Below are 13,832 nucleotides of genomic sequence, written 5' to 3'. Positions count from 1 at the left end.
ACTCTGGTGGTGACACCGTCGATGCTGATGGTGTTCACGCGCAGCAAGAACAGCCGCTTCTATGCATTCTTCCGTCGAGTGTTCCGGCGCGGGACGCCAGCCGATGCGACTATGGAGACCTCCGCAAGACCGGGCTCGCTTGACGAGCCGGCGATCGCCTTCCCGAAGGCCGCCGAATAGGCCAACTTTGCTTGGAGCGCCATGATGAACAAATCGTTGATCGAGATGACACGCATCGAGTGCCGGGGCGCGTCGATCAATGAAGACTGCCTGCTGGTCCGCTTCCGAAAGCCGATTTCCGCTTCCTGATGAAACGAATTGTCGAAGTTGACTTGGAGACACTGTGCGCTCGTGGTGTCAAGCTGACCCTATATGTGGACGTATAAGAGCGCCCGATTGCAACAAGTTAGCTGGATCCAGTTGATGCTCACAACAGCTGACATATATCCGGCTTCTTCATGCGGCTCGATGTTCAGCGCGGCGAGCCTCGACGGGTTTTCGCCCGCTTCCACCTCAACGGCCCCAGACGTCGGCCGAAGCTTTTGCGGTCCACACATCAGGTTCGGACGGTCCACACATCAGGTTCGGAAGCGACGGGGTGACCGTTTCCCAATCTCTGTCATTTTGCTGCAAGGCCGAGGTGCGCCCTCCTTCTCGCTCTCCAGGTCCGTCAGGCTGCTTTAACCGACAGTACCGGTTGCCAGGCAGCGAGCAGCGACCAGACGATTTTTGTTGCCGAGCGCGACCGCCGCGCCATTGGGATGCCGCCTTTGCCGCAATTTGTCGAGCCTGCCGCTTCGCGGAACCTGTTTGCCGCCGGCGCGATCCAGAGCTGCGCGATCGCCTATGGATCATCAGCGTGCGTCAACGGTCGCCGCGTTTGCTGACGCCTAACAGTCGGGCCCATCCTCCACTTGATCGCTGCTTCGGCACGAGGCGCAGCCACGCCGCTGGCGGCCGCTCTTGAAGCAGGTTGTGTCACCGACAGCTGCCTCGGTGCCGTCGCTTTATGGGCCAATCGAGCACGGCCGGAAGGTTCAGATCATGGCCTTTCGAAACGCATGGGTTTTAACATCCATAGCGTGGATGCTCGCGATCTAAACAATCAATTTTACCAATCTGGGCGGGTCGTTCATAGACCCCCCACATGACATGCACCGCGTTGCTCTGCCGCGTGAGGTGCACAAAAGAACCCGAAAAAGAGGAAGTCTTCGCATGCGCTCTGACGTGCAGTGGAGGTTGTGCTGGGAAAATGAGTTGCGGCTTTCCGATCACCTCGAACTCTCTGAGTTCTTCCGGAAGACCTATGAGCCTACCGGAGCCTTTAATGGAAAGCAATTCGAAGGCGGTCGAAGTTGGGCTGGTGCGAGGCCGGAGGTCCGCGCAATCGGCAATGATGTGCACGGGATAGCGGCTCACTTGGGCCTGCTGCGCCGATACATCAAAGTTGGCGACGCTGATCTGCTTGTCGCTGAACTCGGTCTATACGGGGTGCGTCCGGATCTTGAGGGGCTAGGAATCGCCCATTCGATCAGCGCGATGTATCCAGTGCTGCAGCAGCTTGGCGTTCCATTCGCTTTCGGCACGGTTCGGCACGCGCTCCGGAACCATGTTGGGAGGTTCTGCCGCAAAGGCTTGGCGAGCATTTTGTCGGGCGTTCGCGTGCGTTCAACCCTCCCGGACGTGTACCCCGATCTGCCTCCCACGCGAGTCGACGACGACGTACTCGTCATGGTGCTCCCAATTGGACGCTCAATGAGCGAGTGGCCGGCCGGCACTTTGATCGATCGGAACGGTCCAGAGCTATGAAGAGCACCCGCAACGATATCAGTCAGCGCGACCCGCCCCTCATCGCATTGATCGATCTGAATACAGCATTGACCGCGGATTTATTGTCCGCTCGCTTCCTCAAATTCACTGAAAAATCTGACATCTCATGAACCTCTTTGCCCCAGCCAGTATTGTTGCAGTCTGCTCTTATGCGCTGCTGTCGACCGTCTATAAGACCGCGCAGGTGTTTTATACCCTGCCTACAAACGTACCGCCGACCTCGGGCGAACCGGCCAGCTGTGAGCCTTGGCCGAGCGTCGATGTCATTATCCCGTGCTACAACGAGGCTCCTCGCACCCTCTCTGACTGCCTGGCTTCCATAGCAAGTCAGGACTACGCCGGAAAACTGCAGGTCTATGTTGTTGATGACGGTTCTGGAAACCGCGATGCCCTCGTAGGTGTACACGAGGAATACGCTCGTGATCCGAGGTTCGACTTCATTGCGCTCCCAAAGAATGTCGGAAAGCGCAAGGCACAGATTGCGGCGGTTCGCCGCTCGTGCGGAGATTTGGTGCTCAATGTAGATTCGGACACGATACTCGCGCCGGACGTCGTCACAAGGCTTGCGCTAAAGATGCAAGATCAAGCGATCGGCGCCGCCATGGGCCAGTTGGCGGCTAGTAATCGCAATGAAACTTGGCTGACGCGGTTGATTGACATGGAATACTGGCTCGCCTGCAACGAAGAGCGGGCAGCGCAGGCTCGGTTCGGTGCCGTCATGTGTTGCTGCGGTCCGTGTGCCATGTACCGGCGATCAGCGCTTGTTTCGCTGCTGGATCAATACGAGACGCAGCGCTTTCGAGGGAAGCCGAGCGACTTCGGTGAGGATCGCCACCTTACGATCCTGATGCTGAAAGCAGGCTTTCGAACAGAGTATGTCCCGGAGGCCGTCGCGGCAACAGTCGTTCCCAGCAGCATGGGTCCCTATCTGCGCCAACAGCTTCGCTGGGCCCGGAGCACGTTCCGTGACACGTTGCTGTCGCTCCAACTGCTGCGCGGCCTTAATATTTATCTCACATTGGACGTGATCGGGCAGAATCTTGGCCCATTATTGCTCTCTTTGTCGCTCCTGGCTGGGCTCGCGCAATTCATAACGACAGGTACTGTGCCTTGGACGGCATGCCTGACGATTGCGGTCATGACTATAGTTCGCTGCAGCGTGGCAGCGTTTCGTGCGCGCCAACTTCGATTCCTCGGATTCTCGCTCCACACACTCATCAACATCTTTCTCTTGCTCCCGTTGAAAGCATACGCGCTGTGTACATTGAGCAATAGCGATTGGTTGTCGCGAAGCTCGGCCGCCACTGTGACAGACATCGACGGCGCCCTTCCAAAGCCCGCCTTGGTGGGATCTGACGCAGCTTACAGCGAACAGCAATAGTCACGTGACGCAGGTAGATGAGTTTTGAGCCAGGACCAGAAACATCAAGTGTTGACGCGAAAGTCAGAGGATTTGCGGCGGCCGGAGACTCCTCCGATCGAACGGGAGTCTCACCGGCAGGCAAGCGCGAAAAGCTCCGTGCATGACTCTCTGTCGACCGTGGCAATCGATTTCGCCGGCGTAACCAAGTCGTATGGGAACAAGGTCGTTGTCGACGACCTGTCGTTCACCGTTGCGTCGGGAGAGTGTTTCGGCCTCCTCGGACCAAACGGGGCCGGCAAAAGCACGATTGCGCGTATGCTCCTCGGCATGACATGCCCTGACGCGGGCACGATCACGGTGCTCGGCGTCCCGGTGCCGGCGCGCGCTCGGCTGGCACGTAGGGGCATTGGCGTGGTCCCGCAATTCGACAATCTTGACCAGGAATTCACGGTACGCGAGAACCTGCTGGTGTTCGGACGCTACTTCGGCATGAGCACACGCGAGAGCGAAGCGGTCATCCCGTCGCTTCTCGAGTTCGCTCGCCTCGAGCGCAAGGCGGATGCGCGCGTCTCGGAACTGTCCGGCGGCATGAAGCGATGCCTGACGATGGCGCGGGCGTTGATCAACGACCCCCAGCTCATTGTGATGGACGAGCCGACCACCGGCCTCGATCCGCACGCGCGCCACCTGATCTGGGAGCGGCTGCGCGCGCTGTTGGCACGCGGCAAGACGATTATCCTGACGACCCATTTCATGGAAGAGGCTGAGCGACTATGCGATCGGCTGTGCGTGCTCGAAAGGGGTCGCTACATCGCCGAAGGCCGCCCGCAGGCTCTGATCGACGAGCATATCGGATGCCAGGTCATGGAGATTTACGGCGGCGATCCGCACGAGTTGCATTCGCTGGTCAAGCCACATTCTCAGCGCATCGAGATCAGCGGCGAAACCCTCTACTGCTATGGGCCAGACCCTGATCAGGTGCGCACGCAACTCCAGGGGCGACCAAGTCTGCGCCTTCTTCTGCGTCCAGCCAATCTCGAGGATGTTTTCTTGCGGCTGACCGGGCGCGAGATGGAGGAGTGAACGATGATTGAAGGTCTTGCGGCGGTGCTGCCCGCCAATGCGTGGAACTGGGTTGCGGTGTGGCGCCGCAACTATCTGGCATGGAAGAAAGTCGCATTCGTGGCGATTCTCGGTAACCTCGCCGATCCAATGATCTACCTTTTCGGCCTCGGTACCGGCCTCGGCATAATGGTCGGCCGCGTCGACGGTGCGCCGTACATCGCCTTTTTGGCGGCCGGCATGGTCGGGGTCGGTGCGATGACCGCCTCTACCCTCGAAACACTGTACGCGGCTTTCGCTCGCATGCATTCTCAACGCACATGGGAAGCCATGCTGTATACGCACGTTACCCTCGGCGACATCGTTCTGGGGGAACTGGCGTGGGCAGCCACCAAGGCCTTCCTGGCCGGTATGGCAATTACCATTGTCACCGCAGCCTTGGGCTATACAGCCTGGCCGTCCGTCCTCTATGCGCTGCCATTCATCGCTCTGACAGGGTTCGTATTTGCCAGCCTCGCGATGGTCGTCACCGCACTTTCGCCCAGCTACGATTACTTCGTATTTTACCAGACGCTTATCCTTACACCCATGCTGTTCCTCTCGGGCGCCGTTTTCCCATTGAATCAGCTGCCTGACACCTTTCAGAAGATAGCGCGATGCATGCCGCTGTCACATGCGATCGACCTCATTCGTCCGGTTATGCTTGATCGCCCGATCGGCGGCATCGCCCTGCACATCGGTGTGCTCGGCCTGTACGCGCTGTTGCCATTCTTCCTCTCGATGGCGCTGTTGCGCCGCCGACTGATGCGCTGACGCGAAAGAGAAGGAGATAAACCATGCGCTATGGGCGCAAATAAAAACGACATCGCCAGCGTGTGCCGCGAAGGGTTTTGGCTGGCGTCGATTCAATCCCACAACGCTATGTAACGCCCGGCGTCTCGAGCACAGGATCTTATGTTGATCCCGGCGGACCTCATAGAATTTCCTTGAGGCCGGTGATGTTTGGCTGGCGTTCGGGCGCGAGCGACAACGCGGCCTGTCTTTCTGATCGAACGGTCTCGAGACAGGCCAATTTAGTATTCCTGTACGACAAAATGGAGAGCGAGATGCTGTGTCTAGGATTGAACGGCGGATTGGACAAAGTCTATGAAAACAGATTTCAGATTCCAAACACATTCATGCACGATGGCGCTGCGGTGCTCGTCCGGGACGGACAGGTCATTGCGGCGGTAGAAGAGGAGCGCCTCAATCGGATCAAACATTCCAACAAGCTCCCAATTAGTGCGGCTCAATACTGTCTTTCAGCAGCTGGGGTTCAGCTCAGCGAAATCGATCGAGTGGCGTTCTACGCTACCGAAGACTATAGCAACGCAATGCTTGAAAACATGCTTGTTTCCCAGCCGGACGCCTCCATTCCGTTGGATGCTAAACTGTTGATGCAGCAGCTACTGGCGCAGGAGTTCGGTACCGAGCTCGACGCTTCGCGTATCTCATTCGTAAGTCATCATCAGGCGCACGCCGTGAGCGCTTTCGCAATGTCGGGCTTCGAGCAAAGTCTGATTTTCGCGATTGATGGCTCTGGTGATTTCCTGTCGGGCCTTGTGGCGGTTGGATCTGGTACTGAAATTACGCAACTTGCGACTTTCCCAGAGAACAATTCTCTCGGGCAATTTTATCTCGAGACGATCCGGTATCTCGGCTACGGCTTGTTCGATGAATATAAGGTAATGGGGCTTGCCCCCTACGGCGATCCCGTTCCCTATCGCGAGCTTTTCGAGCAATTCTATGAACTCTCTGCAAACGGCGAGTATCGCGTCCACCTGGACCGCATCGGTCCGACTTTGCTCCGCAGCATTCAGGTTCGGCAAAAGGGAATGCCATTCACTCAGCAGCATATGGATGTGAGTGCGTCGTTACAGGAAGCGCTCGAGCGCATCGTGTTTCACATTCTTCGCCATTATCGTGAGGCCACCGGGATGACGCGGTTGTGCCTGGCCGGCGGAGTTGCGCACAATTGCTCCATGAACGGCAAGCTGCTCTATTCAGGACTTTTCGAAGACATCTTCGTACAGCCCGCATCGCATGACGCTGGATGCGCATTAGGCGCCGCGCTAATCGTGTCTAATGAGCTGGGCCGCCCAGCGCCGCGTACGCGATTGCAGGAGGTCTATTGGGGGCCGGAACTCGCGAGCGATCACGCTGTCGAAGAGGAACTAAAGGCATGGGCGGGGCACCTGGAGTTTGAACGCACTGAGGAGGTGGCGGATAGGGCAGCCGAGTGGATGGTCGGTGGCGCCGTGATCGGCTGGGTGCAAGGTCGTTCGGAGTTCGGGCCGCGAGCGCTCGGAAATCGCAGCATTCTTGCCGACCCCAGGCCCGCTTCAAACAAGGACCGGATCAACGCTATGGTCAAGAAGCGGGAAGGATATCGCCCGTTCGCCCCATCAGTGTTGGAGGAGGATGCGCGCGAATTTTTTGACCTCCCGGGCAGTGCGAGCGAATTTCCCTTCATGAATTTCGTAGTTCGTGTGCGCGATTCCAAGCGTGATTTGCTCGGCGCCATCACGCATGTCGACGGTACGGCTCGGCTGCAAACAGTATCGCGCAAGGCCAGTCCGGCCTACTGGGACGTCATCAATGCCTTCAAGCAGCGGACAGGCATCCCAATTCTGCTCAATACGTCCTTTAACAACAATGCAGAGCCGATCGTAGATTCAGTTGCAGACTCGATTGCCACCTTCCTGACAACAGAGCTGGATGGACTTGTTGTCGGGCCGTACCTCGTCAAAAAACGGGCCGCAAAGCTGCAGGATTGGACTGCGCTCGCGGTTTCATTGCCGCCTTATGTATCCCTGCATAAAGTCCGCGCATATACGGCGCAGGATCGCCACGAGACCGTCTGCGAAATCCGAACGGATCACCGTGACTGTGCGCGTATTTCACATGGCTTGTTCGATCTGCTGACGCGGATCGAAGGCGAAGCCGTGCTCGCGGATCTCCTCGACACAATTACGCCGGATCAGGGCCTGCGCGAGGCTCTCACAGGAGAGCTGCGACTATTGTGGGAGCAGCGCCACGTTCGGATGCATCCTTCGCAAGCTGCTCGCGTCCACCAAAACTGATGCCAAAGTCTGGACGACCGATAACAGCTGCCCAAACACCGGTCTGCACCTTCATATGACGGTCTCCAATCCAATTGACCGAGGCAAGGGTCCTGATGATTGCGTCTGCCGCGAGCATGCATGTTCGCTCCAGCTAACGCTTATTGCGATCGCGGATCAGCAATGGATTTGCTTGCCGGTGGCTCAAGACAGCACCAGTTCGTCGTTTCTCGACGGCGTACCGGGTCGGTGACCGCCCCTGCGACATCAGCTTGGTGTTGCATAGCGGATGGGACGAGCGTTGGTGGATAAGATTGGCGTGGCTTGACCCGGTGGCGAGCGGGCTGGGCCGCTTGCGGGAAAGGCGGCGGCCCTTCGGCGCGCCAAGCCGGCATGTTCGTCGTTGAGCTGCTTTTGGCAAAATGCGTCGGTGGGGCGACGATCTTGTCTTAATGCGGCTTGATGCTTCGGCCTCCAATCATCCGGCCCTGTTGTTGGCATCCTTGATTTACGGCAATACGACGCCGGTGCAGATTTCGACGACGCCTTCTTCAGGAAACCGAGGATCTGTTGGTCAAGGTCACCCAGGGGTTAGCGTTGGCGATGCCCGACATCTGCTCTCGGGCAATCGCCTGATCGGGATGGGAGTCGAGGAAGGGGAGCGCCCCTCGAGCACCTGCGCGATCGCAAGCGTCATGGTCTGTGCCCTTCGCGAAGCGCAAGAGTCTTCAGCCCGCGCAGAACCAGGTAGGGCCGAACATAGCGAGAGCGCGGCGCCGGTGATGTAGGTAAGCCCGTGTGGAGGGTTTCCGCGCCGCCGAGGATTGCGCCGCCAAGGCGGCGGCCCCATTCGCCGCAAGGCTTTCGAAGCCGTAGGTCGAGTTCAGAATGACGGATGGCTGAACGGCACTGGAAACACCAGCCGGATCGTAGCAGGATCGCGCGGGTAGCGAAGCCGATTGGCTGTTCGCAGACCGGGCCAGTTTTGGATCGGTGGGCGGGCTCGGGCATCCACTTCGGACGTGCTCTTGGCTTTCAGGAAGAGTAGCTGCAAACTGGTTCAGTTGGCAGGAAAAGAAATGGTCCAGTCTCCAGCTCCCGGTGGCTCAATCCGCCCGCATGGCATGGGCGCGCGCCAGATCTACGAAGCGCTTCGTGAGCAGATACTCAGAGGCGTCTACGACACCGGCAGCGTCGAGATGCTGCGCGAACGCTCAACTCTGAGACGTCGACGGTTCCGCACGCGGGGTTAAAACATTCGCGACCGCTCATCGTAAACAGGTCATCGTTGAAAGCAGTTGGGCGACGGCCGCGCTCATGGCCGGCTGAATTAGCTGATGCGGCTTGCCGCCACCGTGCCGTTGCGCTCGGTCAGCAGTGCGTGGAGCCGACGAGGAGCTTCGCATCAAGGGCCATTGTCTCATCTATCCGCAACGTGGATGCTTGTCATCGAAACATTCGATTTTGACTATCGGACAGGACATTGCATAGGAATAATTCAAGGATGCAGGCTAGGGAGATTGTCGATGTATGCGGTTGGCTCCGAGGAGCATTTTTCTGGTGTGTGCATTCTGGTCTGCGCCGAACATTAAGCGAGCCGATCCCCTTTTCGACCAGGTACGTCGGTGATCGCGCAAGCTGCATCGCGTCGGCTCTTTCGCCACAAGCCCCCAACTGGCGTAGGCGCCTACCCCAAAGATCAACAAGTCGAGGTTTCCCATGCGCTTCCAAGGACGGTGGAGGTTGTGCCGGGAGAACCAGTTGCAAGTAGCCGATCATATCGGACTCTCCGAGTTCTTCCGAAAACCCTATCGGGGGGACTGACCCTGCAATGAAAAGCTATGCGCTGGTAATTTGAGACGTTCTGCAGAGACGGCCCGGCCACGAGGTATCGATGTTCGCGTGCGGTCCCACTCAGAAGTGCTGGATCTCGACATGCCGCCTCGCGTGGAGGACGTGCTCCTCGTGCCGATTGCGCGGCCGATAGCGAATGGCCGACCGATGCAACAATTGACCGGAAGGATCCGGAGCTATGAAACATCTTGATGACGGATGGGAGGTGCAGAGTGAGTGCGCTGATGGAACCGGTCGTCGGAGCGTTTATCTGACGTTTGACGACGGTCCCGATCCATTCTTCACACCACAGATACTCGATGTGCTGGCGCAAAATCGGGTGCCAGCGACTTTCTTCGTGATTGGTGCCTACGCCGCAGAGCACCCGGACCTCATCCAGCGAATGATCGCAGAAGGGCATGAGGTGGGCAACCACACGATGTCTCATCCGGATCTGTCCAAATGCGGCTTGGGCGACGTCCAACGTGAGGTATTTGAGGCGAACCGTGCCATCATGGTAGCATGCCCCCAGGCCTCGATCCGCTACATTCGCGCGCCATACGGCGCCTGGAGCGAAGAAGTGTTCACTGCGTCAGAGATCGCCGGGCTGGCGGCCCTTCATTGGTCGATAGACCCAAAAGACTGGTCGCGCCCCGGCACCGATGCGATCGTCGATGCTGTGCTCGCCTCGGTCCGGCCCGGCGCAATCGTGCTCTTGCACGACGGTTGTCCTCCCGACGAGTCGAGACGGAGCACTCAAGCCGGTCTGCGCAACCAGACCGTTATGGCGCTATCCAATCTGATTCCGGCATTAGATGCCTGCGGATATGAAATTCGCCCGCTTCCAGAACATCACTGAAATGCGAGATCCTATGGACCTGCTTTCCCAGCCAGTGCCTTGGGTCTCGCTTATGAAGGCTTACAGGCTTCGTCGACATCGGACGAACTGTCGGCTCCGACCCGTTGACTAAGCGTAGACGTTTGTTGTCACCTGCTACAATGAGGACCCGCGCAGCCTCTCGGCATTGCCTGGCATCGCCGGAACCTCTTCGACGATTCTTTCAATATGGTCTCGGGGACCGCGGGCTGCGTCCACAAGGTTTGGCAAACTAGTCGCCATTGCCGGGACACGCCCGACCCCTCGGCTGCGAAGGACCAGGGGTTCTCCGATTCGCACACCCGCTTGGATCTGCTCCTCGATCGTCACGATGATCGGGCGCGATGCCGTCTTTCTCAAACTGGACCACGTCGATAGCTTCTGACTGGCTGTTTCCAGCAGGCCAGCTTGCCGGTATGTGATCGGTAACGCAAGGAGTTTCGCGATGTACATCCCTCCCGCTTTCCGCGACGACGACAAGGAGTCCCTGCGCGCCACCATCCGCGCGGCGCTGCTGGCGAACTTCGTTACAGTCACGGCGGAAGGGCCGCTCGCAACGCCACTGCCCCTCTTCCTTGATGAGAGCGAGGGCGAGCACGGCGTGATCTACGGGCACCTAGCGAAGGCTAATCCCCAGTGCCGTGTTCCGCCGATCGGCGACGGCTTGGCCATCTTCATGGGGCCGGACGCTTATGTGACGCCGGCATGGTATGCGACCAAGCGGGAAACGGGGAAGGTCGTCCCAACCTGGAATTACATCGCCGTCCACGCCTATGGTCCGGTCGAGTTCTTCGAGTATGCGGGAAGACTGCTGGACGTCGTGAATCGTCTGACTGACCACCACGAGGGCGAGCGGGCCTCGCCTTGGGCGGTGTCGGACGCACCGCCGGATTTTGTACAGGCGCAACTCCGCGGAATCGTCGGCTTGCGCATGCCGATCACGAGGCTGGAGGGCAAGCGCAAACTGAGTCAGAACCGGAACGCGGCCGACCGCGATGGCGTGGCCGCGGGCCTTGCGGCGAGCGAGCGGGCAGTTGACCGCGAGCTCGCGGCTCTCATCCCAAAATAATCATGAACTTTGTCGGAATCGACCCATGATGCCAGAACTGACCCCATTCGCCCTGTACCTCGCCGCGGCCTCCGTGGTCGCCATCACGCCCGGTCCGGGCATCTTCTACGTTGCCGCGCGCACGCTCGCCGGCGGTCGTCCGGAGGGTATCGCTTCCAGCTTCGGCACGGGATTGGGGGGCATGATCCACGTCCTCGCAGCAAGTCTAGGTGTTTCCGCGATCGTGCTCGAGAGCTCGGAACTGTTTTCCGCATTGAAGCTGTTCGGCGCGGTCTACCTCGTCTGGCTAGGCTTTCGCACCTTTCAAGCCGCGCGCCGCAAGGGAGCGACTGGCGATGATGGCGCCCCGGTGCGTTCAGTCGGACCCCGGCGGGCGTTTCGTGAAGGGGTGCTGGTCGAGGCTCTCAACCCGAAGACGGCAGCCTTTTTTCTAGCCTTCCTTCCGCAGTTCGTGAACCCGAGCGCAGGGCACGTAGCTCTGCAATTCGTGGTGCTTGGCTCCGTGTCGATTGCGCTCAACACGCTCGCCGACATCGTGGTTGCCGTCGTGGCCAGCGGCATTCAAGACGGCGCGGCAGCGCGTCCCGGGTTGATCCGCCGCCTGAGAGAGGCGTCGGGCGGCGCGATGGTCGCGCTGGGCGTCGGTCTCGCTCTGGCGAAGCACCCTGCTGCCTGAACCTTGAATTCGATGGGTTGGGCATCTCTCCGGGTTGGCGGGTTAGTTTGCGGAAGCAGATGGATGGCTGCGAGTTAGCTTCGGTCATTACACCAATTCAGGCGATGTCTCAGCAGGCGCGGCACCACAGTGAGGGAAACGTGAGTTCGATTGCCTGGCCTTCCTCATGACCATCATTTTGGCCCTCGCGAATCAATGCACGGTAGAAGCCAGTCAGCCGAGAATGACTGCCGTTTCATAGGAAAGCCAAGCCATGCGCCAAGCATCGCCCGCTTTGCACTCGATCACATAGCGACGCCCGGACTTGACGTCAGGGCACTTTTCGCTTTTGCCGACCAGGGCCTAACCGACGCAGCCGACAGTACAGCAATGCTATTGCACGCGGCAGCCGGCGGCGGACGTCCGGTCTGCCGCCCTGAAGCAGGCGTTGGGATTTTTCCATCAATGCCTTGCAGCGCATCAACGAGTGGACTCTTGCCCCCAGGGCCGAGGCGAGCAAGCTCGCCGATTATGCGGCGGCCTGCGGAGGCAAGACGCTCATGCTGGTGCCGGTCAACGATGGCTCCTGGCCTGCCAATGGCGAGCGCCGGGGCGATCTCCGCGTCGCCTTGAAGGCGCTCAAGCCGATCCTCCAGTCGCGCGGCCTGATCGGTCTCATCGAGCCGCTGGGCTTCCAGACTTGCTCGCTTGGATCGAAGAACGGCTAAGGCCATTGCCGCCATTGATGGCCAGTCCGTCTTCCGCCTCGTGCACGACACGTTTCATCACGCCGCTCGCCGGGGAGCCGTTCTTCTCCTGCGACCTGGCCGGTCTCGTGCACATCTCAACCGTGAACGATCCGATCCACTGGATTTACCCGGATCGCGTCCTAGTCGGTTCCGACAATGGCAGCCAGATCCGGGCGCTGCTTGATGGCGGCTATGGGGGGCCCCTTCTCATTCCCACCGTTTGTCGACGCAGCCCACCCGCTGGACGACCTCGCAGGCGCACTTTCCGCGACTATCGATCTCGTTCGACACGCCTGTTGACACGAGTGCCGGTGTGAGACGCGGTAGTCAATCAGGGCTTGCGACCCTTTTTGGTGTCCCGCGGAGAACTCATTCGAGACGCCTCCTGTAACAATATCTCTCGCATCCAGGTGCTTGCCGGATCACTGTTGTGAAGGGTGGGCCATTGGACGGCCTCCGTGAACGTGGGTAGTGGCAGGGGAAGTTCGACGATCCGCAGAGGGAAAGTCTTTTTGAAATGCTGAACCAGCCGGAAGGGCATGGTCGCTATACGATCTGTGCCTGAGACCATCGGCGGGATAATGCTAAAGGCCTGCACGATAATCTCGACACGTCTCTTGAGACCATGTTCAAGCAAAAACCGTTCCTCGATGGATGGCATCTGCGCACGGCCGACCCTGAACGCGATGTGCTTCATCGACACGTACCTCTCGAATGTAAGCTGCTGTGGCAGCTGCTTGTTCGTGGGGCAGCCTACGCACACGAATGTCTCGTCGAACAGCGCCGCTCTTGGATGCGCGCTCGACATGAACAATTCCGGAAGAATCAGAAAATCGACGTCACCGCGCCGGAGAAGCTCATCGAGATCGTCGTCGAGCGGCAGCAATTCGAAGCTGACGGCGGGTGCTTCGCGCGCAACACGCTCCACGACCTTTTCAAAAAACACGAGTGTGGCGAAATCGGAAACTATGATCCGGAAGCGGCGATCGGATTGAGCCGGATTAAACGGATCCCAAGAAATAATCGAGCACTGGATGTGCAAGAGTGCGCCGCGAACAGCGGGGGCGAGTGTTTCCGCACGTGGGGTTAGAACACGTTCGCGGCCGCTCATCGTAAACAGTTCATCGTTGAAATAATCGCGCAGCCGGGCGACGGCCGCGCTCATGGCCGGCTGACTTAGGTTGATGCTGCTTGCCGCCGCCGACAGGTTGCGCTGGGTCAGCAGTGCGTCGAGCACGACGAGAAGGTTCAGATCAAGGCCTTTGAAGCGCATCGCTTCCACTTATCCATAGC

At 59.1% G+C, this 13,832-nt stretch carries 12 protein-coding genes and 2 pseudogenes; 12 read left to right on the top strand and 2 right to left on the bottom strand.

Annotation, left to right across the window (positions count from 1 at the left end; all coding sequences use genetic code 11):
• Nucleotides 1–180: hypothetical protein (locus AC0L2A_RS34885; RefSeq protein ID WP_473612723.1), on the top strand; the 180-nt coding region annotated here is incomplete at its 5' end.
• A gap of 690 nt (nt 181–870) precedes the next feature.
• Here AC0L2A_RS34885 and AC0L2A_RS34880 read toward each other — a convergent pair.
• Nucleotides 871–974: pseudogene (locus AC0L2A_RS34880) on the bottom strand (transposase); the annotation flags it as partial.
• A gap of 241 nt (nt 975–1,215) precedes the next feature.
• Here AC0L2A_RS34880 and AC0L2A_RS34875 point away from each other — a divergent pair.
• The 11 genes and pseudogenes from AC0L2A_RS34875 to AC0L2A_RS34825 all read left to right on the top strand — a co-directional run bounded on the left by AC0L2A_RS34875 (nt 1,216) and on the right by AC0L2A_RS34825 (nt 12,839).
• On the top strand, nt 1,216–1,809 hold the full coding sequence (locus tag AC0L2A_RS34875; RefSeq protein ID WP_473598615.1) for a NodA family N-acyltransferase: 594 nt from the start codon (nt 1,216–1,218) through the stop codon (nt 1,807–1,809).
• A gap of 127 nt (nt 1,810–1,936) precedes the next feature.
• On the top strand, nt 1,937–3,211 hold the full coding sequence (gene nodC, locus AC0L2A_RS34870) for a chitooligosaccharide synthase NodC (RefSeq protein ID WP_473585657.1): 1,275 nt from the start codon (nt 1,937–1,939) through the stop codon (nt 3,209–3,211).
• A 48-nt stretch (nt 3,212–3,259) separates the two neighbouring features.
• Nucleotides 3,260–4,276: a nodulation factor ABC transporter ATP-binding protein NodI gene (nodI, locus tag AC0L2A_RS34865; protein ID WP_473612721.1), complete on the top strand. Its 1,017-nt coding sequence runs from the start codon at nt 3,260–3,262 to the stop codon at nt 4,274–4,276.
• Nucleotides 4,277–4,279: 3 nt separating this feature from the next.
• A complete protein-coding gene (locus AC0L2A_RS34860) occupies nt 4,280–5,068 on the top strand; it encodes an ABC transporter permease (protein ID WP_473489054.1) in 789 nt (262 codons plus the stop codon).
• A 293-nt stretch (nt 5,069–5,361) separates the two neighbouring features.
• Complete coding sequence (locus tag AC0L2A_RS34855) at nt 5,362–7,377, top strand: carbamoyltransferase family protein (protein ID WP_473612725.1); 2,016 nt, start codon at nt 5,362–5,364, stop codon at nt 7,375–7,377.
• A gap of 1,058 nt (nt 7,378–8,435) precedes the next feature.
• Nucleotides 8,436–8,609: a hypothetical protein gene (locus AC0L2A_RS34850; protein ID WP_473612720.1), complete on the top strand. Its 174-nt coding sequence runs from the start codon at nt 8,436–8,438 to the stop codon at nt 8,607–8,609.
• Nucleotides 8,610–9,075: 466 nt separating this feature from the next.
• Entirely contained in the window at nt 9,076–9,180 is a 105-nt protein-coding gene (locus tag AC0L2A_RS34845; RefSeq protein ID WP_473612718.1) for a hypothetical protein, read from the top strand.
• 208 nt (nt 9,181–9,388) lie between these two features.
• Nucleotides 9,389–10,048: a chitooligosaccharide deacetylase NodB gene (gene nodB, locus AC0L2A_RS34840; protein ID WP_065010656.1), complete on the top strand. Its 660-nt coding sequence runs from the start codon at nt 9,389–9,391 to the stop codon at nt 10,046–10,048.
• A gap of 463 nt (nt 10,049–10,511) precedes the next feature.
• Nucleotides 10,512–11,135, top strand: a complete 624-nt coding sequence (locus AC0L2A_RS34835; protein ID WP_473612717.1) for an FMN-binding negative transcriptional regulator — start codon at nt 10,512–10,514, stop codon at nt 11,133–11,135.
• 28 nt (nt 11,136–11,163) lie between these two features.
• Nucleotides 11,164–11,811 (top strand): LysE family translocator, encoded by a 648-nt coding sequence (locus AC0L2A_RS34830; protein WP_473612724.1) that lies wholly within the window; start codon nt 11,164–11,166, stop codon nt 11,809–11,811.
• Nucleotides 11,812–12,075: 264 nt separating this feature from the next.
• Nucleotides 12,076–12,839, top strand: a pseudogene (locus AC0L2A_RS34825) (TIM barrel protein).
• Between the two features lie 31 nt (nt 12,840–12,870).
• On the opposite strand, the gene AC0L2A_RS34820 reads toward AC0L2A_RS34825, so the two are convergent.
• Complete coding sequence (locus tag AC0L2A_RS34820) at nt 12,871–13,812, bottom strand: LysR family transcriptional regulator (protein WP_473612716.1); 942 nt, start codon at nt 13,810–13,812, stop codon at nt 12,871–12,873.
• Nucleotides 13,813–13,832 lie beyond the last annotated feature (20 nt).

This window comes from Mesorhizobium sp. WSM4844 (genome assembly GCF_055811775.1).
This window is presented reverse-complemented; position numbering and strand designations above follow the sequence as displayed.